The 22,610-nt window shown below is 61.0% G+C and carries 14 protein-coding genes and 4 pseudogenes; 8 read left to right on the top strand and 10 right to left on the bottom strand.

Translation table 11 applies throughout. The features are described from left to right. Positions 1-25 precede the first annotated feature (25 nt). The 4 genes and pseudogenes from OMP38_RS27645 to OMP38_RS27630 form a co-directional block, all read right to left on the bottom strand. Positions 26-902 (bottom strand): annotated as a pseudogene (locus OMP38_RS27645) (carbohydrate ABC transporter permease). A 16-nt stretch (positions 903-918) separates the two neighbouring features. Next, positions 919-1,876, bottom strand: a pseudogene (locus OMP38_RS27640) (ABC transporter permease). 77 nt (positions 1,877-1,953) lie between these two features. Continuing rightward, the gene (locus OMP38_RS35185; protein ID WP_338130674.1) at positions 1,954-2,973 is read right to left on the bottom strand and encodes a type 2 periplasmic-binding domain-containing protein; all 1,020 of its coding nucleotides are present in this window, start codon (positions 2,971-2,973) and stop codon (positions 1,954-1,956) included. Positions 2,974-3,724: 751 nt separating this feature from the next. Next, complete coding sequence (locus OMP38_RS27630) at positions 3,725-6,013, bottom strand: helix-turn-helix domain-containing protein (RefSeq protein WP_277567951.1); 2,289 nt, start codon at positions 6,011-6,013, stop codon at positions 3,725-3,727. 334 nt (positions 6,014-6,347) lie between these two features. On the opposite strand from OMP38_RS27630, the gene OMP38_RS27625 reads away from it, so the two are divergent. The 8 genes and pseudogenes from OMP38_RS27625 (at position 6,348) to OMP38_RS27595 (ending at position 16,799) form a co-directional block, all read left to right on the top strand. Beyond that, complete coding sequence (locus OMP38_RS27625) at positions 6,348-6,800, top strand: VOC family protein (RefSeq protein ID WP_277567950.1); 453 nt, start codon at positions 6,348-6,350, stop codon at positions 6,798-6,800. 31 nt (positions 6,801-6,831) lie between these two features. Beyond that, the gene (locus tag OMP38_RS27620) at positions 6,832-7,713 is read left to right on the top strand and encodes a TolB family protein (protein WP_277567949.1); all 882 of its coding nucleotides are present in this window, start codon (positions 6,832-6,834) and stop codon (positions 7,711-7,713) included. A 568-nt stretch (positions 7,714-8,281) separates the two neighbouring features. Next, positions 8,282-12,694, top strand: a complete 4,413-nt coding sequence (locus tag OMP38_RS27615) for a fibronectin type III domain-containing protein (protein ID WP_277567948.1) — start codon at positions 8,282-8,284, stop codon at positions 12,692-12,694. A gap of 935 nt (positions 12,695-13,629) precedes the next feature. Next, positions 13,630-15,297: a cadherin-like beta sandwich domain-containing protein gene (locus OMP38_RS27610; protein WP_277567947.1), complete on the top strand. Its 1,668-nt coding sequence runs from the start codon at positions 13,630-13,632 to the stop codon at positions 15,295-15,297. Further along, positions 15,248-15,418 (top strand): annotated as a pseudogene (locus OMP38_RS36280) (S-layer homology domain-containing protein); the annotation flags it as partial. The gene OMP38_RS27610 and the pseudogene OMP38_RS36280, both read left to right, overlap by 50 nt. A gap of 100 nt (positions 15,419-15,518) precedes the next feature. Beyond that, positions 15,519-15,602: pseudogene (locus OMP38_RS27605) on the top strand (S-layer homology domain-containing protein); the annotation flags it as partial. Positions 15,603-15,617: 15 nt separating this feature from the next. Beyond that, the gene (locus OMP38_RS27600; protein WP_277568394.1) at positions 15,618-15,884 is read left to right on the top strand and encodes an S-layer homology domain-containing protein; all 267 of its coding nucleotides are present in this window, start codon (positions 15,618-15,620) and stop codon (positions 15,882-15,884) included. 246 nt (positions 15,885-16,130) lie between these two features. After that, complete coding sequence (locus tag OMP38_RS27595; protein WP_277567946.1) at positions 16,131-16,799, top strand: DUF559 domain-containing protein; 669 nt, start codon at positions 16,131-16,133, stop codon at positions 16,797-16,799. A 624-nt stretch (positions 16,800-17,423) separates the two neighbouring features. On the opposite strand, the gene OMP38_RS27590 is transcribed toward OMP38_RS27595, so the two are convergent. The 6 genes from OMP38_RS27590 to OMP38_RS27565 form a co-directional block, all read right to left on the bottom strand. Continuing rightward, positions 17,424-18,425, bottom strand: coding sequence for a zinc-dependent alcohol dehydrogenase (locus tag OMP38_RS27590; RefSeq protein ID WP_277567945.1), 1,002 nt, complete (start codon positions 18,423-18,425; stop codon positions 17,424-17,426). Positions 18,426-18,511: 86 nt separating this feature from the next. Next, a complete protein-coding gene (locus tag OMP38_RS27585; protein ID WP_277568393.1) occupies positions 18,512-18,760 on the bottom strand; it encodes a helix-turn-helix domain-containing protein in 249 nt (82 codons plus the stop codon). A gap of 517 nt (positions 18,761-19,277) precedes the next feature. Next, the gene (locus OMP38_RS27580; RefSeq protein ID WP_277567944.1) at positions 19,278-20,774 is read right to left on the bottom strand and encodes a hypothetical protein; all 1,497 of its coding nucleotides are present in this window, start codon (positions 20,772-20,774) and stop codon (positions 19,278-19,280) included. A gap of 48 nt (positions 20,775-20,822) precedes the next feature. Continuing rightward, on the bottom strand, positions 20,823-21,050 hold the full coding sequence (locus OMP38_RS27575) for an ABC transporter permease family protein (protein ID WP_277567943.1): 228 nt from the start codon (positions 21,048-21,050) through the stop codon (positions 20,823-20,825). Beyond that, on the bottom strand, positions 21,047-21,685 hold the full coding sequence (locus tag OMP38_RS27570) for a carbohydrate ABC transporter permease (RefSeq protein WP_277567942.1): 639 nt from the start codon (positions 21,683-21,685) through the stop codon (positions 21,047-21,049). Before OMP38_RS27570 ends, OMP38_RS27575 begins: the two co-directional genes overlap by 4 nt. Then, a complete protein-coding gene (locus OMP38_RS27565) occupies positions 21,679-22,584 on the bottom strand; it encodes an ABC transporter permease (protein WP_277567941.1) in 906 nt (301 codons plus the stop codon). The genes OMP38_RS27570 and OMP38_RS27565 overlap by 7 nt, the downstream gene beginning before the upstream one ends. Between the last annotated feature and the right edge of the window lie 26 nt (positions 22,585-22,610).

Below are 22,610 nucleotides of genomic sequence, written 5' to 3'. Positions count from 1 at the left end.
CGCTGCACGGTTACTTCTCCGGTAGCTAGCCTTTCACCGCTCCGATCATCACGCCCTTGACGAAGTATTTTTGCAGAAACGGGTATAGCAGCAGGATCGGCACCGTCGCCACGATGATCGCGGCGTATTTGATCGTCTCCCCGATCGGCATCTTGTCGGCGCCCCCCGACGCCGGTCATCATCGAATCCGTGCTGTTCGTGATGAGGATCTCCCGCAGAATGAGCTGCAGCGGATACAGCTCCCGGGTACGCAAGTAGATCAGCGCGTTGAACCAGCTGTTCCAATGGCTGACGCCGTAGAACAGAATCATGACCGCGACGACCGGCATGGACAGCGGCAGGATGATGCGGAACAGGACGGTAAAATCGTTCGCACCGTCCAGCTTCGCCGATTCCTCCAGGCTGACCGGCACGCTCTGGAAGGCCGTCCGCATAATGATCAGATTGTAGGCGCTCATCGCGCTCGGGATGATGAGCGCCCAGCGGCTGTCGAGCATGCCCAGGTTGTTGATGAGCAGGTACGTCGGGATCAAGCCGCCGTTGAAAAACATCGTGAACACGATCAGGAACATGACCGGGTTTTTCCACTTCACGCTTTGTCTCGAGAGCGCGTACGCCCCGAGCGACGTCATGAGAATGTTGAGCGCGGTTCCGGCGACGACGTAGAGCAGCGTGTTCCCGTAGCCCGTCAAGATCGCGGGGTTGTCGAATACGAGCTTATACGATTCCAGCGAAAAGCCGTGCGGGTACCAGATCAGGCCTCGCGCCTTCACGACCCATGCCGGATCGCTGACCGAGGCGATGAGCACATAGAGAAACGGATAGAGGGTGACCGCGGAAAGCCATAGCATGAGCACCACGTTCGAGCCATCGAATAGGCGTTCTCCCCAGCTGCGTTTCATAAGGGACCGCACCTCCTTACCAAAGCTTATTTTCGCTGGTCCGCCGGCTGATGGCGTTGGCCAGCACGAGCAGCGTGAAGTTGATGAGCGCGTTGAACAGGCCCACGGCGGAGCTGTAGCTGAAGTTGGATTCCAGAATGCCCTTCCGGTACACGAAGGTGCCGATGACGTCGGCCGTCTCATAGGTGGAGCTGTTGTACAGGAGCAGGATCTTATCGGTGCCCACGCTCATGAAGTGCCCGATCTGCAGGATGAGCAGGATCACGATCGTCGGCATGATTCCCGGCAGCGTGACGCTCAGCGTCTGCCTCCAGCGGCTGGCGCCGTCGACGCGGGCGGCTTCGTACAAGGAAGGATCGATGCCGGACATCGCGGACAGATAGATGATGGAGCCCCAGCCTACGCTCTGCCAGATATTCGAGGAGATGAAGATCGTCCGGAACCAGCCGCTCTCGCGCAGGAAGGCGACCGGCTCCGCGCCGAACCACGACAGCACGTTGTTGATGAGGCCGTCTCTGGCCAGGAAGTCCACCAGCATCCCGGCGACCACGACAAGCGAGATGAAGTGGGGCATGTACGTCACCGTTTGAACGAATCGCTTCATCCGGGCGCTGCGGAGCTCGTTCAGCAGAAGCGCGAGGATGATCGAAGCGGGAAAGCCGAACAGCAGCTCGTAAAAGCTGAGCAGCAGCGTATTGCGAAGCAGCCGCCAGAAGTAGTAGCTGTTAAAGAAGTCGTGAAAATACCGAAAGCCGACCCAATCGCTCCCCCCACATGCCGAGGCCGGGGGAATAATCCTTAAACGCGATCTGAAGGCCGTACATGGGCACATAGTAGAATAGAACGTAATAAGCGACGACCGGGACAAGCATGATGTAAATAAATTTGTTGATCCTGAGATCGCGCAGGGTACTGTATTTCCAGCCGTCCTTTTCGACCGCCGGCTTCGCCGCGGCGGGCCGCCGTTTAAGCATAAGGGACATCCGCATGCCCTCCTTTCGATATCGGGGAGCGGGCAGACTTCCCCCCCTCCCCAATTTCCGTTCGGACGCTATTGCCTTTGATTGAAGCGGTCCAACGCCGCCTGACGAACCTTGATCGCTTCGTCGATGCCCATCCCCTTGATGGTGTCGACGAACTTGTCGAAGTTATCGATCGGCTCGGTGCCCATGATGAACTTGTTGATCATCTCGTCCCGATACGTCTTCACGTCGTTCATGATCGAGGACGTCTTGGAGCTCTCGTCCGCCGTGAGGGTGACCAGCGGCATCTCCTTGCTATGGTCCGCCTGCGACCAGGCCTGCTGCGCTTCGCGCTGCTCCGGCATCGTGAAGTACTGCTCGATGTAGCGCTTATCCTGCACGATCGGACCGTTGAAGCTGGCAAGGAAGTATTTGGCCATCGCTTGCGTGACCGGCAGCTTATCCGGGTTGTTCATGATCAGATCCGTGTATTTCGGATAACCGTTGTCCATCGTATAGCTCTCGCCCTCGATGCCGAAGTTGAAGAGCATGTGGCCTGCCTCGCCGTATTTGTAGTCGAGCCACTTGACGATCTCCTCCGGATGCTGCGCCGAGGTGGTGATTGCCGCTCCGATCCCCGTGAACGGCATCGTGTACTGGCCCATCACCTTGTCGCCCGCCTTGAGCCCCGGGTACGGCGCGCCGACGAGCTGGAAGCTCGGCGTGCTCGTCTTGGTAAGCGAGGTATAGCGGGAGATGCCGCTGCCGGGATACGTGGACAAGGCGCCGAGCTGGTTGTTCGTGACCTTGGCGTCCTTCAGCTTGCCGTCGGTCGTGGCATAGTCCTGATCGATCAGGCCTTCCTTGTACCACTTGGCCATGGTGGCCAGGAAGTCTTTGAACGGCGGCTCGATGGGGCCATACTTGACGGTGCCGCCGTCATTGTAGAAGTCGGAGGCGATGCCCCACGCCCCTACGAACAGGTGGTTGAAATCCATATCCGCGATCGAGAACAAATAGGGAATCTCGTCCTTCTTGCCGTTCCCGTTCGGGTCCTCGTCGCGGAAGGCCGTGAGGACCGCCTCCCATTCCGCCAAGGTCGTCGGCACCTTCTGACCCACCTTGTCCAGCCAGTCCTTGCGCAGCACCGGTCCGTTGACGACGGCGAGGATGGGATCGCCGAGCAAAAAAAGGCATCACGTAGATGTTGCCTTCGTCCGTCGTGACCAGCTTGCGGAATTCCGGATTGTCCGCCAGCACCTTGGACAGATTCGGCGCGTACGCCTCGATCAGTTCGTTCAGCCGCAGAATCTGCTTCTCCTTGATCAAGCTGTCCGGCCCTTTGGCGGCGCCGCCCCATCCGTATTCGATCACGTCCGGCAGCTTGCCCGAGGCGAGCATCAGGTTGAACTGGTCCAGCTCCTGACCGACCGGCGGGTGCTGGAAGTCCACCTTGGTGCCCGTGATCTTTTCCATTTCCTTGTATGCGGCGATCTCGTTGTAATTTTTCATGGTGGCGGCCACGTTCGGGTTGAGCGAGACCCAGTACGTCATCGATTTCGGATAACCGACTTCCTTGGCGGACTCCGCCCCTTTGGACACGGCCGCAGTCGAAGCTGCGGAAGAAGCATCGTTCCCGCTGCATCCGGTCAATAACGCCGTCATCAAGGAAGCTGCCGCCGCTGACGCTGTAAGCACTTTCAGAATACTCTTCATACCATGAACCCTCCCGTATGTTTCGTTCGCGGGCTGCTTGCTCCGCCATTTCACTTTAATGAGAACAAGAGCGGTCTGCCTACAGTCCGTTGACTGAAGTCCCAACCGCTCTTCATATGGCCGACCAACCGTTTTTCAACCGAGCTAACCGTTCTTCATCCCGCCCCCTTGCTGCGCGGTTTCCCGATATTTGCCGGGCGTGATACCCTCCAGCTTCTTGAACACGCGGATGAAGCCGATGTCGGTCGCGTATCCTACCCGCTGCGCGACCTGCAGGACGGACAGCTCCGATTCGGCGAGCAGACGCTTGGCGTGACGGATGCGAACCTCGGCCATATAGTCGGTCAGGTTCACGCCGTTCTGCTTTTTGAAAAAACCCGAAATATACTGCGGCGTCATGCCGAAGCGGTCGGCGATCGAAGTCAAACTTAGCCCGTTGTGCGCGAGGTTATCCGTTATGTACTGCTTGAGGTTGTCGTTCAGCCGGTCCTTCTGGTCCGTCCTCGCCTCCAGGACGCTGTCGCACACGGCCCGGCAGAGCGACTTGAGCCGGCCGAGACGATCCTCCGCGGACTTGCCCGCCGTCACGAACTTGGCGGGATCTTGGACGGTCTCCGGCAGCTGCTTCTCGCCGAGCTTCAGCGCGTGGATCACCTTGAGCATCGTGCCGAGCAGATCGAAGAAAAGCGCGTTGCCCATCTCCGGCGTGATCGCCCGGCTCCCCATGTTCGTCTCGTACAGCTCGTCGAGCAGCCGCAGGGCGTCTTCGCATGCGCCGCTTTTCATATAGTTGATGAGCTGCGACTCGATCTCCATCGGATAGTCGTAGTAGCTCCGCTCGCTCCTGTCGATCTGCTCGTAATAAATCACGGAGTCGGCGCCATGAATGATCCGGTAGTCCAGCGCGTTCACCGCCTCCGTGTAGCAGCGGCTGGCTTCCCGCAGGCCGGACCGGACCGAGCTGATGCCGATGACGATCTTCATATGGAATCGTTCTTCGACGACCTTCTTCAGGCTTTGGACGAGCTCGTCCAGATGGTCGCCGCTGTCCGGCACGCTTAGCAGCAGCGCCAGCCGGTTCAGCTCCATCTCGGCCGCGTAGCCGCTCTCCCCGATGAATTCGGTGCTCACGTTGAACAGAAACCGCACGAGCGCCCAGTCCCATTCGCCGCCGTCGCGCATGAATTCGCCGCTCTCGTCCAGCTCGACGAGGATGACCCTTACCTGCTCATGCGGGAAGCGAATGCCCATGAAGGCGAGCGATTCCTTCGTCAGCGCCGCCGTCTCCGCCTGACCCTTGAGCAGCCGGGAGAGAAAGTGGGCGCGTACGACGGGAATGTACGCGTTCAGCTGTTCCTTGGCCTCCTCGCTGTCCGCCAACGTCTGGGCGATCGACGTCTTGATGAATTCATACTCGTTCAGCTGAGCGGGCCGCTCCGCGATTTTTCCCTTCATCAGGGCGAATACCAGGTCCTTGATCGGGCTGTAGCTCCGATAAGCCATCCAATAAGCCGCCAGCGTCCCCGCCCCGACGGCAAGCCCGAGCAGCAGCAAGGCCCATACTTTGATATCGTGCACCCGGGCCAGCACGACCTTCTCGGGTACGATGGATATGTACTTCCAGCCGCTTTTTCCCGTCGTATACGAGATCAGGTCCGCGTCGTCCTTCTTATAGCCGTTGCCCGCCCGGAGCCATTCGTCCCGGAAGCCTTCCGGCAGCCGCCCGCCGCCCGACGAAGACAGGATGACCCTGTCATTCTCGTCCAAGATAAACATGGAGCCGCTGTTCGCCCATTCGATCTGCTTCAGCAGGTCGAAAAACTGCCGGTCCTCGATCATCATCACCAAGGTGCCCCAGATGTGCTGCTCGTCCCCCAGCGGCAGCGATACCGCGCACAGAATGACGTTCTTCGCGGACGAGTCCACCTTCAGCTGCTGCACCGGCCAGAATGTCTTGAAGTGGTAGTCCCCCAGCAGTTCGGATCGGATCCGGCTCATGCTCATCCCGGGGAACATGTAAAGATTGTTGAAGTACAGGTTTGTATCCGTTTTCATAGATGGCGTTAAAATCACGTCTTGCTGTCGCAAATGGATAAAGAAATCATCGACGAAGCCGGTGCCGCTGCGTATATTCTTAAGCGCCTGCACCGCCTCTTGATACTGGATGTACTTGCTGCTCTCTTCGATCGTCCACATCGTCTGCAGCTTGGGATGCGTCGCGACCTGTACGACCAATTGATCGATATCCATCAGATGGTTGTCGGCAACCTGACGGACCTGCTCCAGCATCGCCAGATTCGAACGGCTCGCACTTCCGATCATCCGGGTCTCCATCCGCGTGTACAGGACGACCGAAAAAGTGACGGGAATGATCAAAATGACGATATACGAGAGCCATAGCGTCAAAAAAACGCTTTTGCGATTGCGAAGCACCGCGACTCCTCCCTCGGGTACGAAATGACACAGCCACCGGAAAGTATACGATGGGAAGAAGTTTAACATAGGATACCGCGCGTGAATAGCCGATCTCATCCAGCTATTGAATGGGATAAAGAAGTTTGACTAATCTCCGGACAGCAGCCCGCAACTCAAGCAAAACTTTTGCAGGATAGCGAGGATACCGCGCTTCCTACATAACGGCAGACTGCTGCCAACGCGTCATTGACAACGCTTTAAGACCCTGTGTATGATAATTAAACGTATCATAAACGCGCGTTCACACATTGCCCGCAAGCTTCCCATCCACCGAAGGAAGGACAGACCTCTCATGCAAAATCCGCTCGCCTTTGACGGCTTCATCCAGATCGCTATCGTCGTGCAAGACATCCAAAAGGCCGCGGAAACGTGGGCCCGTTTCTTCAACATCCCCGTCCCCGAGATCCGCTATCAGCCGCCCGCGCCTAACCCTGATCTGACTTACCGGGGCAAGCCGGCCGAATACGGCCTGAAGCTGGCGAATATCGAAGCCGGCCCCTTCGTCATCGAGCTGCACGAGCCCGACGAGCGGGACAGCACGTTCCGCGAATTTCTCGACAAGCATGGCAACGGCGTCCATCACCTTGGCTTCCAGGTCGGCGAGAAGCGCGACGCGATCGTCGGGGAGCTGGAGGAGATGGGCTACGCGATGCGGACGATCGGCTACTATCCGGGCAGCAGTTGGACGATCGTGGACAGCGAAGACGATCTGGGCGTCAATCTGAACATTAAGCCGCGGGCCTAGAGCCCCGGCACAGACAAGGGAGACGAGCGCAATGAACAGATTGAAGGAACCGCGCAAGCTTGATAGCCGCCCGATCGTCAGCATCCTCGAGACGGTCGACATTCACGGCGGCGAGCGCCGCGTAATGGCTGAATTCGATCACCTGATCGAAGCGCCCAATTGGACCCGCGACGGCAGCCGACTGATCTTCAACAGCCAGGGACGCCTTTTCGAATTCGACCTCGCGTCAAGGAGCAGCAGATTGATCGAGTCCGGATTCGCGGTTCAATGCAACAACGATCACGTCCTGTCGCCCGAAAACGACCGCATCGCCGTGAGCCACCATACGTTCGAAGACGGCCAGTCGCGCATCTACGTCCTCCCCTTGCAAGGCGGGCATCCCGAGCTCGTCACGCCGATGGCCCCCAGCTACCTGCATGGCTGGTCGCCCGACGGCAGCACGCTCGCTTACTGCGCGGAGCGAGACGGCGAGTACGACATCTATACGATCCCGGCGAACGGCGGCATCGAGACGCAGCTGACCGACGCGCCTGGTCTGAATGACGGCCCGGAATATTCGCCGGACGGCCGGCACATTTGGTTCAATTCCGTACGGTCCGGACTCATGCAGGTGTGGCGCATGAACGCCGACGGCAGCGAGCAGGTCCGCATGACGCACGAGGAGAGCAACAATTGGTTTCCCCACGTCTCGCCGGACGGCCAATGGGTCGTCTATATCGCGTACCGCAAGGGCGACGTCGCACCGGGCGATCACCCCGCGAACAAACACGTCGAGCTTCGATTGATGCCCGCCGCCGGCGGGGAGTCCCGCACCCTCGTCTCCCTCTTCGGGGGACAAGGGACGCTTAACGTAAATTCCTGGGCGCCCGACAGCCGTACGTTGGCGTTTGTTAGCTACCGGCTTCCCGAGTAAATCATCGATCGCATCCACGATCCGACCGCCGCGAAGCTTGAAGCCTTCGGCTTCCCGCTCATTCAGAACGGCGACAAGTACGCTGTCGACAGCACGGCCGTCTCGGCGTTATTCTGAGCTGCAGGACATCGATTGAAGGCCGGCTCGCGCGGCGCATAGTCAAAGAGGGGCGCAGACACCGTCATGGTGTTTGCGCCCCTTTTTGTCGACCCTAAAACTTCCACCCGCCCCCGCCGCATCCTGGTAAATAGGCCCAGCGGCATGCTCGGCGAACGGCCGGTCACGTGACGCCGGTCACCGGATTCGGCTGACCGAATCAGCGACGGCGGTCACTTGTTCGTCCTCCCCCATTTGTTAAGATGATACAAAACGTATTACACATGGAGGAGACTTTTGATGAGATCGCAAAGAAAGCGCGGATCCGGCAGGCGATGGACGGCCGGCGGAATGGCGTTCGCGCTATGGTTCACCAGCCTTTTCGCAGTCTGGGGTCACGCGCAGGCAGCGCAATCGCTGCCCGCGGGGCTTAGCCCGGTAAAGCTGGGGACGCAGCTTGCGGCCGTAGCAGATGCGGGCGAAGCGACGTGGAATCATCTCACGCGGGTATTCGCCCCCCCTGTATCCGATCGTGGACGACAATGTCCGCGTGACGCCGGACGGACGATTTGCGGCATTTATCGAATACAAATTCGTCGGCGGCGAGCTGCATTCGACGCTTGAGCTGTACGACCGGGAGACCGGATCGCTTGAGGCATTGCTGCAGGACGCCGAGGCAAAGGAACCCCTGAGCTTCGAGATGTCCGCTGACGCGCGCTGGTTCGCCTATACCGGCAAGCAGCGTTTTAGCGACATGGTTGATGCGCAGGTGTACCTGTATGACCGCCAGACCAAGGAGAATCGCCTTGTCAGCGCGCAGCCGGACGGCCTGCCGGGCACGGAGCAGAGCGAGAATCCCTCCGTAAGCGCGGATGGCCGGTATGTGGCGTTCGAATCGTCGGCGCCCGGTCTGGTTGAGGGCGATACCGATAACTATGACGTTTTCGTATACGACAGGGAGACGAACGTCATCGAGATGGTCAGCAAAGCGGTCATCGCCGAAGACTCGGTCGAGATCTCGTATGCCAACAGCAACAAGCCGTCGATCAGCGCGGACGGCCGGTACGTCGCCTTCGAATCGGACTCCGCGTTCCTGACCGAAGGGGATACGAACGGAACCACGGACGTCTTCCTGCACGACCGCACGGACAAGACGAACCGGCTCGTCAGCCTTCCCGCGTCGGGCGGCCAGTCGGCCGAAGCGAGCGGCAACCCGAAGATCAGCGGCGACGGCGGAGTCGTCGCCTTCGAATCCGAAGGCGCGCTGGTCGGGGAAGACACGAACGGCGTAACCGATGTCTACGTGTATCGGACGGCGGACGGTTCCGTGAAGCGCGTATCGGTGAATACGGACGGCGCTCAGTTCGACTACGAGAGCGATGAGCCGCTCGTGACCGCCGACGGCCGCTACGTCACGTTCGACACCCTTCCCGAATCGGTCGAACTTGACCAAGCGATGATCGCCGATCTTGCGGCCGGCGTCACCAGGGAAGTATCCGTCGCGCCGTCGGAAGAGACGTTGACGCTACCGCTGACGCATCTCGCGCTCTCGGACGGGGCGACGGTCGGCATCTTCAATGCCGGCTACACCTATACCGATTCCGACAGCGGCGAGGAGATTCCGATGAGCGGCCTGTTCATCGCCTCGAAGGTCAAGGGAGACGGCGGGACGCCGACATGGCCGGACGGCAGCAAGCTGGAAGCCTCCGGCCTTCAGCCGGACCGGGCGACGCTGACCTGGACGCCCGCCTCCGCTGCGGGCGGCATCAAGGAATACCGCCTTTACGCGAATAACGAGCGAATCGCCGTCGTGAACGGCACGGCGCTGACTTATACGGCCGAGGGGCTCAAGCCCGCGACGGAGTACGTATTCCGCATCGAAGCGGCGAATGCCGACGATGTCGCTACAGCCGGCGGACCGAGCGTGCGGGTGACGACGCCGGCCGGCGACCGCACGCTCGCGCTCGGACTGACGTTCGACCGGCTGTCGCCGAAGCGCCAGCCGGTGCCGGACAGTACGCTGACCATCGAGGCGCGGGCGGTGACGGGACGCGCGATCGCGGCCAAGATCGTCTATGCCACCTGGCTGGCCGAAGACGGCAGTCGTCTCCCCGCTCCGCGCGCGGCGGAAGCATCGGTGGACCTGACGGAAGCGGCTTCGGGAACCGGCGTATACACGGGCGCCTTTCACGTGGAGGAAGGCATCTCCGAGTTGTCCAAAGTGACGGCGGTCATGACGGGCGCTGCTGGCGGTCCCGTAGAGAAGGAAGCGACCGGCCTGCCGCTCGCCGTCTCCGGCAACCTGAAGATCGCGTTCGACAATCCCGGCGGCATGGATCTGAACGGCGTCTACCTGTCGGCGACGAGCGCCGAGAGCGGCGGCTATGCGGTGAAGACGCTGACCGGCGAAGACGATGTTCTGCTGGAGGGACTCAAGCCCTCGGATGCCTACGCGGTGACGCTCGTGTCGCCGGCCGGCAAGGTCCTGGGGCGGGCATCGTCGGTCCACGTGACGTCCGGATGGCGTACGGATCTCTCGCTCAAGGTGATCCAGCCGGCCCGTTACCGGTACAAGGTGACCGACGAAGAAGGCAAGGCCCTCGCCGGCATGCATATCGAGACGTGGGACGAAGCGGGCGCCTATGTCCTGGGCGGCTACGATACCGATTCGAACGGCGAGACGAGCTGGACGGGCGTAGACGACAGCGACAAAAAGTATACGGCCAAGGTCGATCTGAACGAGATGAGCTACGAGCCGATGACGCCCGTTCCCTTCTCGCTAAAAGGCGGGGACAACGTGATCCCGCTCGTCTTGACCCGCTCGCCCCAAGGCCAGCTGCAGGGCAAGGTGCTGGATCCCGGGGGCAAGCCCGTGTTCAACGCGCTCGTGACGACGACACAGATGTACAAAGGCAAACCCGTCGTGCAGCAGGCCTACACCGACTTAAACGGAGCTTATCGCCTCACGGCCTACGAAGGAGAAGTCGCCGTGCAGGCCGCGCAAAACGCCTATCATTACAATTCCGAGCCCGGCCTTAAAGCGAGCGTGGCCAAGGGCAAGACGACGACGCTCGACATTCCCGTCGCGATGGCGCCAACCGGCATGGTCACTTTCAAGGTGCACGTCAAAATGATCGGAAGCGAATGGGCAGGCCCCGTCGATATGGAGCAGGTCCGCTTCTCGGCGAGTCTGCGGGGCAGATTCGGCGGACGGATCAGCTATTATCAAAATGCGGTCAACCTTCAGGGATCGCCTGGCGAAAAGGTCGAGGTATGCATAACGGGCGTACTCTCCAGCGCGTTCCAAGCCTGCAAAGATATCGTGCTCGACAACGATGCGAACGGCACCGCCGAGGTTTGGGTCGAGGAGGCCGGCGGGCTCATAACGGGCAAGGTGGACGCGGATTCGAACACATGGACGTTCGCGACCCTTTACGAGGTGACTGGCTCCGGCCTTGTCAACAGGGAGTACAAAACCTTCCGCGGGGATCACTTCCTGCTGCACGCGCCGAAGGCCGGCACGTACCGGATCGAGCTCACCCGCTGGAACTCGCAGACGAATTCGCAGTGGACCGCGTCCAGGCAGGTGACCATCGCCGAGCAGGAGACGCTCGAGCTCGGCCTGTTCGAGCTCGCGCCCGCAGCCTATTTCGCGCAAAGGGAGACGAACGGCTTGATCGCCGAGCCGAACGAGGTGTCCCCGGGCGGGACGGTCAATCTGAAGGCCTTCTACCAAAACGGCGACGCCGGCGCCCTGACCGGCGCCACGATGAAGATCGATCTGCCGGAAGGCATCTCCCCGGTAGGCGCGTCGGGAGGCAACGTTCCGGTCAAGGTGAATGGAACGAACGCGACGGCCCAACTCAACGGCCGGTCATTGTCGGTAACGCTCGGCGCCGTCGGCAAGAAAGCGCAGGGCACGGTATCGCTGCAGGCGAGACTGGATGCGGACTACGCCCAAGATAAGGCGCGGCTGTCCGCCCGGATCGAAGGAACCGCAGACGCCGGAACGGTCAGCGAGACGATCGGCACCGTACAGCTGGAGGTGCCGCGGGTGACGCTCGAGGCGCCCGATATCGTGACGGCGTCCGGGGTTCAGGTGATCGGCTTGGCGCCGGCATTAAGTACGGTCAAGATTTACGACGAAGACCTGCTACTCGGAACGGCGACGGCGACGTCCGCGGGCACCTGGCGGGCTAAGGTGGATCTTCGCAACGAGAGTGCCTCGGATATCCATCTGCTGTGGGCGGAAGCGAAGAGCGGCAGCAGGACGCTGCGCTCGGACCGGGAGCTCGTGGCCTACAAAGCGGGCGAGCCGGTGCTGCGGGAGCTGGCCCTGGCGCAGTATCCGAACGGAAAATGGCTGCAGCTGAACGTGGAGAACGGCATCGCGCAGCTTCCCTATACCGTGGTGCCGGGCAATCCGTTCTCGCTCGTGCTGAAGTTCAGCGATCCGGATAAAGTCAAAAACGTGAAGCTGTACATGGGCGGCCAGATCGGCGGTCCGGTGACGGCGGAGAAGGGCGACGACGGGCTGTACCGGGCGACGATCCCGACCGGCTCGGGTACGCTCGGCGGTCTGTATGTCGACTACGACACGGTGAAGCCGAAGGTCGTCATCAGCCGGGAGGCGCCGACCGAAGCGGAGACGAACGCGCTGCTGCCCCCCGAAGATGAGGACGTTTCATATCGCCGACAAGCAGCCGTTCAAGCAGGAAGGCAACGTATACGCGGGCAGCGCGGTCATCGAGTTCCCCGAGGCGAACCATATGCGCATCGAGGCAAGCGAGCGGATCGATCTGACGCCGACATCCTACATGCCGACGGTGGAGGAGATCGTGGAAGCCGAGGCGACTGGCATTCTCCTGTACAACGCGACCCTTGACGTACAGGAGACGCCGGACGGCGTCAGCGTGAAGATGAAGGGCTATATGCCGAAGGGAGCCCTCTTCCCTGAATCGTCTCCGAAAGCCCGCGCCTCGACGCTTGCGGCATTCGACGACGGATTCGATCCGCTCGAAGCGCTCGACGAGCTCGGGATCGATGCGACCCCTTACCAGCAGGGGATGATCCAGGTCTCCGCGGATTACAAGGCGATCTCTTCGGATGCGCTCAGCCCGTTCTCGGACCTTAAGGGGCAATACGAGAGCTACCAAGGGTACGCGGGCAAAATCACGAAGATCATGGGCAACGTGGAGGCCGCCATCCAGTGTCCGGAGAACATCGAAGCGACCGGCGATCAAGCGGGCAAAGCGCTGCTCGTGACGGTGGGCGGCGAGATCGCGAAGACCGCGATCGGCGCCTGGACGGGCGCGATGATGCTCGAAGGGCCCGTCGGCTTCATCGGCGGCTATGCCGGACAATACGTGTCGAACAAGATCGACAGCTACGTCGACGAGCAGATCGACAAGGTCTCCTCGGTCGGACCTACGAATCCGCAGAACTGCCGGAACAACGAAGACGATCCAGAGGAAGAGAATATTTATAAAAAGAAATTGAAGCGCGTGGCGCGTCTGAGATGGATCTACGATCCGAGCGGCTATGTCTACGAAGCGGTCCCGGGCAACCGGATCGAGGACGTAAAGGCGACCGTGCTCTTCAAAAACCCGGACAACGGCGAATGGAAAGTCTGGAACGACGCCGCGGACTACGGGCAGATCAATCCCCAGGCCACCGACAAGGAAGGCCGCTACGGCTGGGACGTGCCGGAAGGCATCTGGAAGGTCGTCTGGGAGAAGCCGGGCTACGAGACGGCCGCAAGCGAGGAGCTGCCGGTTCCCCCCTCCTCACTTCGACGTCAATGCCGGCCTCGTCTCGAAGGTGCCGCCGGCCGCCACCGGGTTCGAAGCCGTCGTCGGCGACGGCGGCAGCTATATCGACATCGCATTCAGCAAGTACCTGAAGGCGAGCGATCCCGTCCCTGCCGACGCGCTCGTCGTGACGGGACCGGACGGCGCTCCGGTGGAAGGCACCTACGCCTACCTGGAACCGCAGTCGGCCGGCGGCGAGACGCTCGCCCGCAAGGTGCGCTTCACGCCGAACGGCGACGGGCTCTCGGAAGGCGCCGAATATCGGGTCGCGATCGAGCCGGGCGCCTTCGTGAGCTACGCAGGCACGCAGATGCTCGCCGGCTTCGACGGAACGGCCAAAGCCGCACGGCGCGACGCGACCGGTCCGGTGCCCGCTTCGGCCGAATCCGCCGGCGGCGGTGCCGCCATCCGCATCGTCTTCGACGAGCCGCTGGCTGCGGGATCGCTTCTCGACCCGGGCGCGTTCGCTTTGAGCGGCACGGGCCGCAAGGTGCTGTCCGCCGTCGTCGAGGTGCCGGAGAACGGCAAGCAGCCGATGTCGGCCGTCCTGACGCTGAGCGGTCCCGTGGCCGAAGGCGCAGCCGTGACGGTCGCCGTCGCGGCCGGCGCCGCGGCAGACCCGCTGGGCAATCCGTCGGCGGAGAAGACGCTCGCGCTGAACAGCCCCAACGCCCTGCTGAGCGGCCTCGAGCTTCAGGGCGGCTCCCTGAGCGAAGCGTTCTCGGGCGAACGGACCGACTATACGCTTAAGGTCACTGCCGACGCCGCATCGGTGGAGCTCAAGGCGACGCTGGCACAGGCGGGTGGCCGGCTGTCCATTCGGGGCGTGCCGCTCGGCGACGCCACGTTCAAGACGGTCGCCATTCCAAGCGACGGCATCATCCCGATTCGGGTGGAGGCCGCCGGCCATCCGGACGTGGCGAAGGTCTACACGCTGACCGTCGTGCGGTCTGCAGATCCGGGACCGACGCCGAGCCCGTCTCCGTCGCCGACGCCTGGACCGACGGAAGGCTCGACCCCGACGCCCTCTCCGGGGAACATCGCGGACATCGGACGCGGCGCCAATGTGACTTCCAAGGACGTCGAAGGCCGCAAGACGGCCATGATCACGCTGCAGACCCAAGTCGTGATGGACGCGCTGAAGGCGGCGAAGAGCGGCGCGGAGTTGTACCTCGATGCGCCGGCGAATTTTGAATCGTACGACGTGAGCATGACGGCCGACGCATTTAAGGCGCTCGCCAAGATGCAGATCAAGCTTAAACTGAAGGCCGCGCCGCTATCCGCCGCGATCCGGACGGACGCTTGGTCCGGCATGAGCGACGGGGCATCGGCCGTGCATCTGCTCGTCGCCAGGGCTTCGGTCCAGGAGGAACCGGCATGGCTGGCCGATCTGAAGAAAAAGTCCGCCGGGCTCCGCGCCATGACGGGGCTGTACCGCGTCGCCCTCGCGGCGGAAGACGGCGGACGCAGCGTGACGCTGACCGCCGACCGTCCGGATGCCGCGACCGGGGGGATGGACGCCGCCCCAATCCGTGCCGGACGGCGCATCGGTCGCCGTCTACCGCTACGATCCGTCCGCCAGCCGTTGGCGTTATGCGTCCTCCCTCTCCTCCGGCGAGGAGCGGCCATTGGAGAGCGGGACGGCCAACTCGCCTTACTGCGGCGTCTTCGTCTATGACAGTCCGTTCGCGGATATCGCGAACCACTGGGCGAAGGCGGATATCGACTGGCTGGCTGCGCGGCTGTCAATCACAGGCCTATCCGCCGATACGTTCGAACCGAACCGCCGGGTGACGCGGGCGGAGTTCGCGGCGATACTCGCCCGTATCGTCGGAGAGACGCAGCCGAACAGGCAAGCGCAGCTCTTCAGCGACGTGTCGCCGGGGGGATTGGTTCTACGAAGCGGTGCAGACGGCTGCGACGCTCGGCCTGATCGCCGGCGACGGCTCCGGCAAGTTCCGCCCGGGCGACTTCATTACGCGCGAACAGTTGGCGGTCATGGTTTGGAGAGCCGTCTCGAAGCTGGACGGGGATGCCGTCCCGGCCGCCGGCGAGGAAGCGGAGGCGCTGCTGCTGCCGTTCGCGGACCGAAGCGCGATCCGCAAATGGGCGCTCAAAGAAGTCTCGTCTGCCGTCAAGTACGGCTTGATGCGAGGCGTCAAGGCAGACCGCTTCATGCCGGACGGCGCGGCGACGCGCGCTCAAGCTGCGGCCATTCTCCGTCGAATGACGGAGAAGGCGGAGAAGGCGGACGGCGGCATGTGACGCGTCGGAAAGACCTTAATTCAAAAAATGCCGCAAACGCTGAATGAGGCCAAGAAGGTACAGATCCTCCATTTTTCCTGGGGGCTGTACCTTTTTTTGGCTCTCAGGTGGCGGTCCGCTTCATCCCGCGTATGGACGATGCCCATCGGTTATCGTATACTCCTCTTACGAGACGAAGCACGTCCCTCTTCATTCCTTGAGAATGCAGACGGGGCGTTTTTATTTTTAAGGAGGCTGCTAAGAGAGATGAACTTTGAACAAGCGCATGCCGAATTTATTCAATCTCATCTGGCACGGCGAACGGGCGAACGCAGAGGCCGGTTGGAGCGCGGACACCGCGAAGCCGAACGGCTGTTTTGCCAAAATGTATGGTGGAAACTCCGAGGCAGCTTCGAGGGTCTGCACCCTGAGTACGAAGTAACGGACTGGCGCGGGCTGGCGTATTTTTGCGACTTTGTCTGGATCCATCCGGCCGTTAGGCTGGTCATCGAGATCAAAGGATTCGGACCGCACGTAAGGGACATGGACAGAAGGAAATACAGCAACGAATTAAACCGGGAAACCTTCCTGACCGCCATGGGGTACCGCGTCATTTCGTTTTCCTATGACGACGTTGCCGAGCGGCCCGAGTTGTGCATCACCCTTTTAAGGATGCTGCTTGGCGGATTTTACGCGCACGAATCGCCGGTCAACCTAACGGGACTCACTGAACGCGAGACGATCCGGTTGGCGTGCAGACTCTCCCGGCCCCTGCGCCCCATCGACGTGGCCGAGCGCTTGCAGATTAACTATCGGACGGCGGTCCGAACGCTTCAATCTCTATGCAGTAAAGGGCTGTTCGCCGTGGCCAGTCGTCCCGACAGCAAATACGTAACCAAATACGAGGCTCGGCCGGCGGCGTTGAAGCTTCTGTAGACGCCAAAGATCATCTCGGCGATAAGGCGGACCCCCATCACGGTGATGGCTATCCTGCAAAAGTACATCATCTACGGCTCGAATGGTGGATTTTTGCGATCAATCGTGCAAAAGTGCACGATTGATCGCCTATTTGGGGGAGGTCTAGGGTGTTTCGCGAGAAAATCCTGCACTTTTGCGCGATAGGCGGGACGATGGGATGGGGGTGGTGGCGATCGTGTACTTTTGCACGATAGACGGGCATGGGAATGTTGATGGTGGCGACGATCGCACTTTCGCGCGATAGACGGTCAGAGGCGTAAAGGAGCTATCCTGCAAAAGTACATCATCCACGGCTCGAATGGTGGATTTTTGCGATCAATCGTGCAAAAGTGCACGATTGATCGCCTATTTGGGGGAGGTCTAGGGTGTTTCGCGAGAAAATCCTGCACTTTTGCGCGATAGGCGGGACGATGGGATGGGGGTGGTGGCGATCGTGTACTTTTGCACGATAGACGGGACGGTGGGATGGTGTTGACGGCGCTCGTGCAATATTGCGCGATAGTCGAGACGATGGATAGTGGCGATGGCGATCGTGTACTTTTGCGCGATGGACGAAATGGTGAAGCGGTTGAGAGGTGGCCCCTACCCGTACCGGATCAGCGTCCCGATCGTCCGCGTACCCTTCTCCGCGTAGTTCGCGTATGCCTCTGCGGCGCGTTCGAGCGGGTAGACGTCCGTGATGAGCGGCCGCACGGAGATTCTCCCCTCGGCCAGCAGGCGGATGTACGCGGCCAGATTCCGCCCCTCGGTCCACCGCACGTGGCCGAGCGGGTAGTCCCGGTTGTCCCGCTCGTACGACGGATCGTATCGGCCCGGGCCGCCGGCGCGCGAGATGAGCACCTGCGCTTCCTTGGCGAACATGAGCCCCCGGCTGAAGTTCATCGTCAGGTCGCCGACGATGACGACTTTGCCCCGGTCGCGGACCCATTCGAGCGCCTTGTTGATGAGCGGCTCGCCCGGACCGCTGGCGCACAGCAGCACCGCGTCCGCCCCCGCGCCGCCGGTCTCCTCCGGCAGCGCCGCCTCCAGCTCGGCCGCCTCCGCGTACGCGCTCGCGCCTCTCAGCTGCCGCAGCCCGCCGGCGCGCTCGGCGCTCAGATCGTAGCCGACCGCGCGGCAAGCGGCGGCATGGGCGATCTGGGCCACAAGATTGCCCAGGATGCCCAGCCCTACGACGATCGCGGACTCGCCAAACCGCAGGTCCGCGACCCGCAGCGCGTGGATCGCGATGGCGCCCAGACCGCCGAAGGCCGCCTCCTCCGGCGACACGCCGTCCGGTACCACGGCCGTTAGGTTGGTCGGCACCGCGAGCCATTCCGCGTGCCGCACGTACGGCACGCCGTAGCAGGCTACGCGTTCGCCGATCCGACGGTCCGCCACGCCCTCGCCGACCGCTTCGACGATGCCGACGGCGCTGTAGCCGATGGCCGCGGCCTCGTCCGAGGCGCGGCCCATGAAGCCCATCTCCGTGCCCGGGCTGATCGCGGAGTACTCGGTGCGAATCAGCACATGCCCCGGCGCCAAGTCGGGTCGATTCAGCTCGATTACCCTGATGCTCCCGCTTTGCGTTACAAGAGCGCGCATGAATATACCTCCCGCTTATACAATCTGCCGATCGTTTTATCTCCCCGCGTTGCGCTACAATAGCGCGCATCGCTATCCCTTCAGCCTTACACGATCTGCTGATCGTTCTGCTTGCGATAGTCGCTCGGCGACACGCCCATATACTTCTTGAACGTCGTCGTGAACGTCGACGCGTTCAAATATCCCGTTTTCTCCCCGATCTCGGCGATCGACAGGCTCGTGCTCCGGAGCAGGTCACGCGCATGCGACAGCCTTACTTTGTTCAGATACTCCACGTAGTTCACGCCGAACGTCTTCTTGAAGTAGTTGGAGAAATACTTGGGCGTCGTCTCCATGACCGCCGCGATCTGGTCCAGATACAGGTTATCCATATAATGCAGCTCGATGTATTGCGAGATGAAGGCCGAATTCAGCTTGTTCTTCGGCTCCGCTCTCCCAGAAGCGGACAGGCGGCCCGCCACCGCGACCAACGCCTCCTCAATCTCCCGATAATCGAAGGTCTGCTCCGCGCGGCGGCAAAATTCGGTCTCGATCGCGTACAGCTCCTCGCGCATATTCGCGGAGCTGCCGGCATAGCGGAGCATGTAGAAGAGCATCGACTTGGCGATATGAACGAGCTGGTGGCGGTGGACGTTGCGCGCCGCGTTCTCGCCCATCGTCTCCCGGATGATCTGGACGCTCTCCTGCAGCTTGCCGTTCAGCAGGTAATTCGAGAGCTTTTCGAGCTTCTCGAACGGAAAGTAAACGTTCCATACGTATTCGATCTCCTCGACGTCGAGCACGCTCGCCGTGTCTCCGACGCCCCGGTACAGCATGCCGTTCATGACGTCGCGGTAGCCGCGATTGGCGTTTTTAATCTCCGCGGCGTACGCCTCGCTCACGCAAGCCCACAGGTCGTAGCCGAGCAGCGCCTCCCGCTCGGCCGCCACGATGCAGCCGCGCAGCCGCTTGATCAGCCTCGCCCGCTCCTCCGCCTTCGGCAAGCCGACGACGGCGATGAACTCCGCGCGCGACACATGGAAGACGCTGGCCTCCGCCCCTTCCCGCCGCAGTTCCGTCTCCAGCCGGTCCGCGATCGTCTCGACGGGCAGCGGCGCTTCTCCCGCGTCCGGCCTCGGCCTTGCCTGGAACAGTACCATGACGAAGCAGTGCTCTCCGAACAACGCCGGATAGTAGGTCTGCAACTGAATGTCGTGCGCCTTGGCATGCGCGCTCTCGTCGAGCGCCTGCAGGAACACGCCTCTGCGCAGCTCCTTGTCGGCAAACGCCAGCTGATCCCGATACAATTCGTTGTCCGCCTGCAGCTTGACGATCCCGCTGTAAATTTTCCGAAAGTCGTTGCCTTTGCTGTGCCCTCCCCCCGAGCAGCCGGAGAATCCGCTTGACCGGACGGTTCAGGTAGAAGCTGAGGAAGACGGACAGCGCGACCGCGCACACGATCGCGGTGAGCATGATCGAATCGTTGGCCTGCGTCACCGGATTGAGATTCTGGAACTGATAGGGCACCTTGTCGATATAAATAAATCCGTTGTAGTCCGATTTATAGAAGTTGTATTCGTAGTTCTCGCGCGTCAGCGAGGCCTCCTGGTCCGCGTTGAAGTAGACGTCGTTCAGCACGTCGACGAGTCCCCATTGTTTGTCCGTGCTGTAGATGATGTTCCGATCCTGATCCAGCAGAATGAGCGAAGCGCCCGGAATGACCGACTGCTGGTTCACGTGCTTGAGCAGCGCGGCCACGTCGATCATGACCATGACGTTCTTGCTGGACGTCGCGAGCTTGTTGCCGCCGAAGGCGATCATCAGGTTGCGGGTCTGCGGCTGCTGGTTGAAGTCGAGCACCTTGAAGCTGTCCGCCGGAAAAATCTTGAACGCGTGCTTCGTCGACGCGTACGTCTTCCAATAGTTCGCGTTGTACGTGTCGTGCCGGTACTTGCCGTCGAAAAAGCGCTCGAAGCCGCTCGTGCCTTCGGACGTGATCGCGAGGCGCGCGTCGTCGTAGAAGACGACGACCTCCTCGATATAGTCGACCGTCGAGGTCAGCGTAGACAGATTTTTGACCAGCGTGTAGACCTTGGTCATGTCCAGGCTGTCGTCGTCCGGCGAGATCAGATTGTCCGAGGGCGGCAGGCTGTGAACGGAATGAATGATGTTGTCCACGGTCCGGAAGCTGTCGTCGAACGACTGGACGACCGATTTGAAGACCAGCGTATTGTTCTGCGTGACCTTGTCGTAAATGCCGGATATGGAGTTGCGATAGATCAGATAAGTGGATACGAACATAATCGCGATGACGAGCAGCAGAGAGAAAAAAATTTGCAGAACGCCGAGGTTCGTTATGATCCGCTTCATGATAGGCCATCATCCTTCGCGTCGCTGGTGTATCCGTTTATTCTACCATCAGCCTTTTTCCGCGCCCAGCATGACGCCCTTGGCAAAATATTTTTGCGCGAACGGATAGATCAGCAGCACCGGGATCATCGCGAGGATGATCGTCGCGTTTTTCTTCGCCTGCGGCGCCAGCGCCGACGCGTCGACGAGCGAGGACGAGTTGCCCTCGTGGAAGATCAGCATGCCTCTCAGCACCACCTGCAGCGGATATTTCCACTGGTCGTTCAGATAGATCATCGGGAGAAAAAGCTGTTCCAGTGGCCGATGAAAAAGAACAGGCCGACGGACGCGAGCGCGGGCTTGGAGAGCGGCAGCACGATGTTGAAGAGAATGCGGTACTCCGAGGCTCCGTCAATCAGCGCCGCTTCGCGAATTTGCGCCGACATGTTTTCATAGAAGCTCTTCAGAATGATCAGCTCGAACGTCCAGATCGCGTTGGGAATGACGAGCGCCCATACCGAGTCCAGCAGGCCAAGCTTCTGCACGATGAGGAAATTCGGGATGATGCCCGGCTGCAGGAACATCGTCAGCACGATCGCGAGCATCCAGAACTTCCGTCCGACGAACTGCGGCTGGGACAGCGGATAGGCCGCCACCGAGGTGAACAGCAGATTGATGAACGTGCCCAGAAACGTGTAGTAGATCGTGTTCAGGTACGCTCTCGGAATTTTCGGATCGAACAGGACGTCCTTGTACGCCTCCAGGTTGAAGCCGTGCGGCCAGAGGAACACCTCGCCCTGCGTCACGCTTGCGGTATCGCTGACCGACACGGCCGTGATGTACAGCAGCGGATACAGCGTGGAGATCGCGACGGCGATCAGGATCAGCGCGTTGACGACGCCGAAAACCGTGAATCTGCGCTGTCCTACCATAGTCCCTTTCCTCCCATCCGCTTGCTGATCAGATTCGCGCCGAGCAGCATGATCATCGCGACCAGCGCTTCGAACAAGCCGACCGCCGCGCCGTAGCTATAATTCGACTCGAGCAGGCCCTTGCGGTACACGAAGGTCGAGAAAACGTCGGCGACGTCGTAGGTCATCGAATTGTACAGGAGCAGCACCTTCTCGTAGCCGACGCGGAACATCGATCCGGTCTTCAGGATGAACACGACGAGAATCGTCGGCAGGAGGCCCGGCAGCGTGACGTGCCACATCATCCGCAGCCGGCTCGCGCCGTCCACCCGCGCCGCCTCGTACAGCGTCGGATTAATCCCGGCGATCGCCGCCAGGAAGATGATCGCTTCGTAGCCCGTATTGGCCCAGATGTCCGAGAGCACGTAGATGGGGCGGAACCAGGCCGGGTCGATCAGGAAGTACTTGGACTCGAAGCCGAGCAGGTTAAGCAGCTTGTTCACGATGCCGTTGTTCGGGGACAGAAAATCGATGATCATGCTGCTGATGATGACGACGGACAGGAACGTCGGCAGGTAGCTCGCCGTCTGGACGAATTTCTTGAACCAGCGGACCCGCACCTCGTTAAGCAGAATCGCGAGCAGAATCGGGAACGGGAACGAGCACACCAGCGCGAAGAAGCCGAGCAAAAAGGTGTTGCGGAACAACAGGAAGAAGTCCGGGCCGGAGAAGAAGCGTTCGAAGTGCTTGAGGCCGACCCAGGGACTGTCCAGAATGCCCGTGTACACGCTGTAATCCTTGAAGGCGATGATCAGACCGTACAGCGGCCCGTATCGGAAAAGGGCGTAGAAGACGATGCACGGAATAAATAGGACGAGCAGCTGTCTGTCGCGCGCGATTTTGCGGAGCATGGTTCGCATGAGGTTCCCTCCTGTCGGCGAAGGAC

It is taken from the genome of Cohnella ginsengisoli, from assembly GCF_029525555.1.
GTDB lineage: Bacteria > Bacillota > Bacilli > Paenibacillales > Paenibacillaceae > Cohnella > Cohnella ginsengisoli.
This window is presented reverse-complemented; position numbering and strand designations above follow the sequence as displayed.

Bases quoted from the DNA above. Each gene is read 5' to 3' on its own strand.
- OMP38_RS27625 (WP_277567950.1), top strand. From the start codon at position 6,348: ATGCAAAATCCGCTCGCCTTTGACGGCTTCATCCAGATCGCTATCGTC.
- OMP38_RS27620 (WP_277567949.1), top strand. From the start codon at position 6,832: ATGAACAGATTGAAGGAACCGCGCAAGCTTGATAGCCGCCCGATCGTC.
- OMP38_RS27615 (WP_277567948.1), top strand. From the start codon at position 8,282: ATGCGGGCGAAGCGACGTGGAATCATCTCACGCGGGTATTCGCCCCCC.
- OMP38_RS27600 (WP_277568394.1), top strand. From the start codon at position 15,618: ATGGTTTGGAGAGCCGTCTCGAAGCTGGACGGGGATGCCGTCCCGGCC.
- OMP38_RS27595 (WP_277567946.1), top strand. From the start codon at position 16,131: ATGAACTTTGAACAAGCGCATGCCGAATTTATTCAATCTCATCTGGCA.
- OMP38_RS27590 (WP_277567945.1), bottom strand. From the start codon at position 18,425: ATGCGCGCTCTTGTAACGCAAAGCGGGAGCATCAGGGTAATCGAGCTG.
- OMP38_RS27585 (WP_277568393.1), bottom strand. From the start codon at position 18,760: ATGGAGACGACGCCCAAGTATTTCTCCAACTACTTCAAGAAGACGTTC.
- OMP38_RS27580 (WP_277567944.1), bottom strand. From the start codon at position 20,774: ATGAAGCGGATCATAACGAACCTCGGCGTTCTGCAAATTTTTTTCTCT.
- OMP38_RS27575 (WP_277567943.1), bottom strand. From the start codon at position 21,050: ATGATCTATCTGAACGACCAGTGGAAATATCCGCTGCAGGTGGTGCTG.
- OMP38_RS27570 (WP_277567942.1), bottom strand. From the start codon at position 21,685: ATGGTAGGACAGCGCAGATTCACGGTTTTCGGCGTCGTCAACGCGCTG.
- OMP38_RS27565 (WP_277567941.1), bottom strand. From the start codon at position 22,584: ATGCGAACCATGCTCCGCAAAATCGCGCGCGACAGACAGCTGCTCGTC.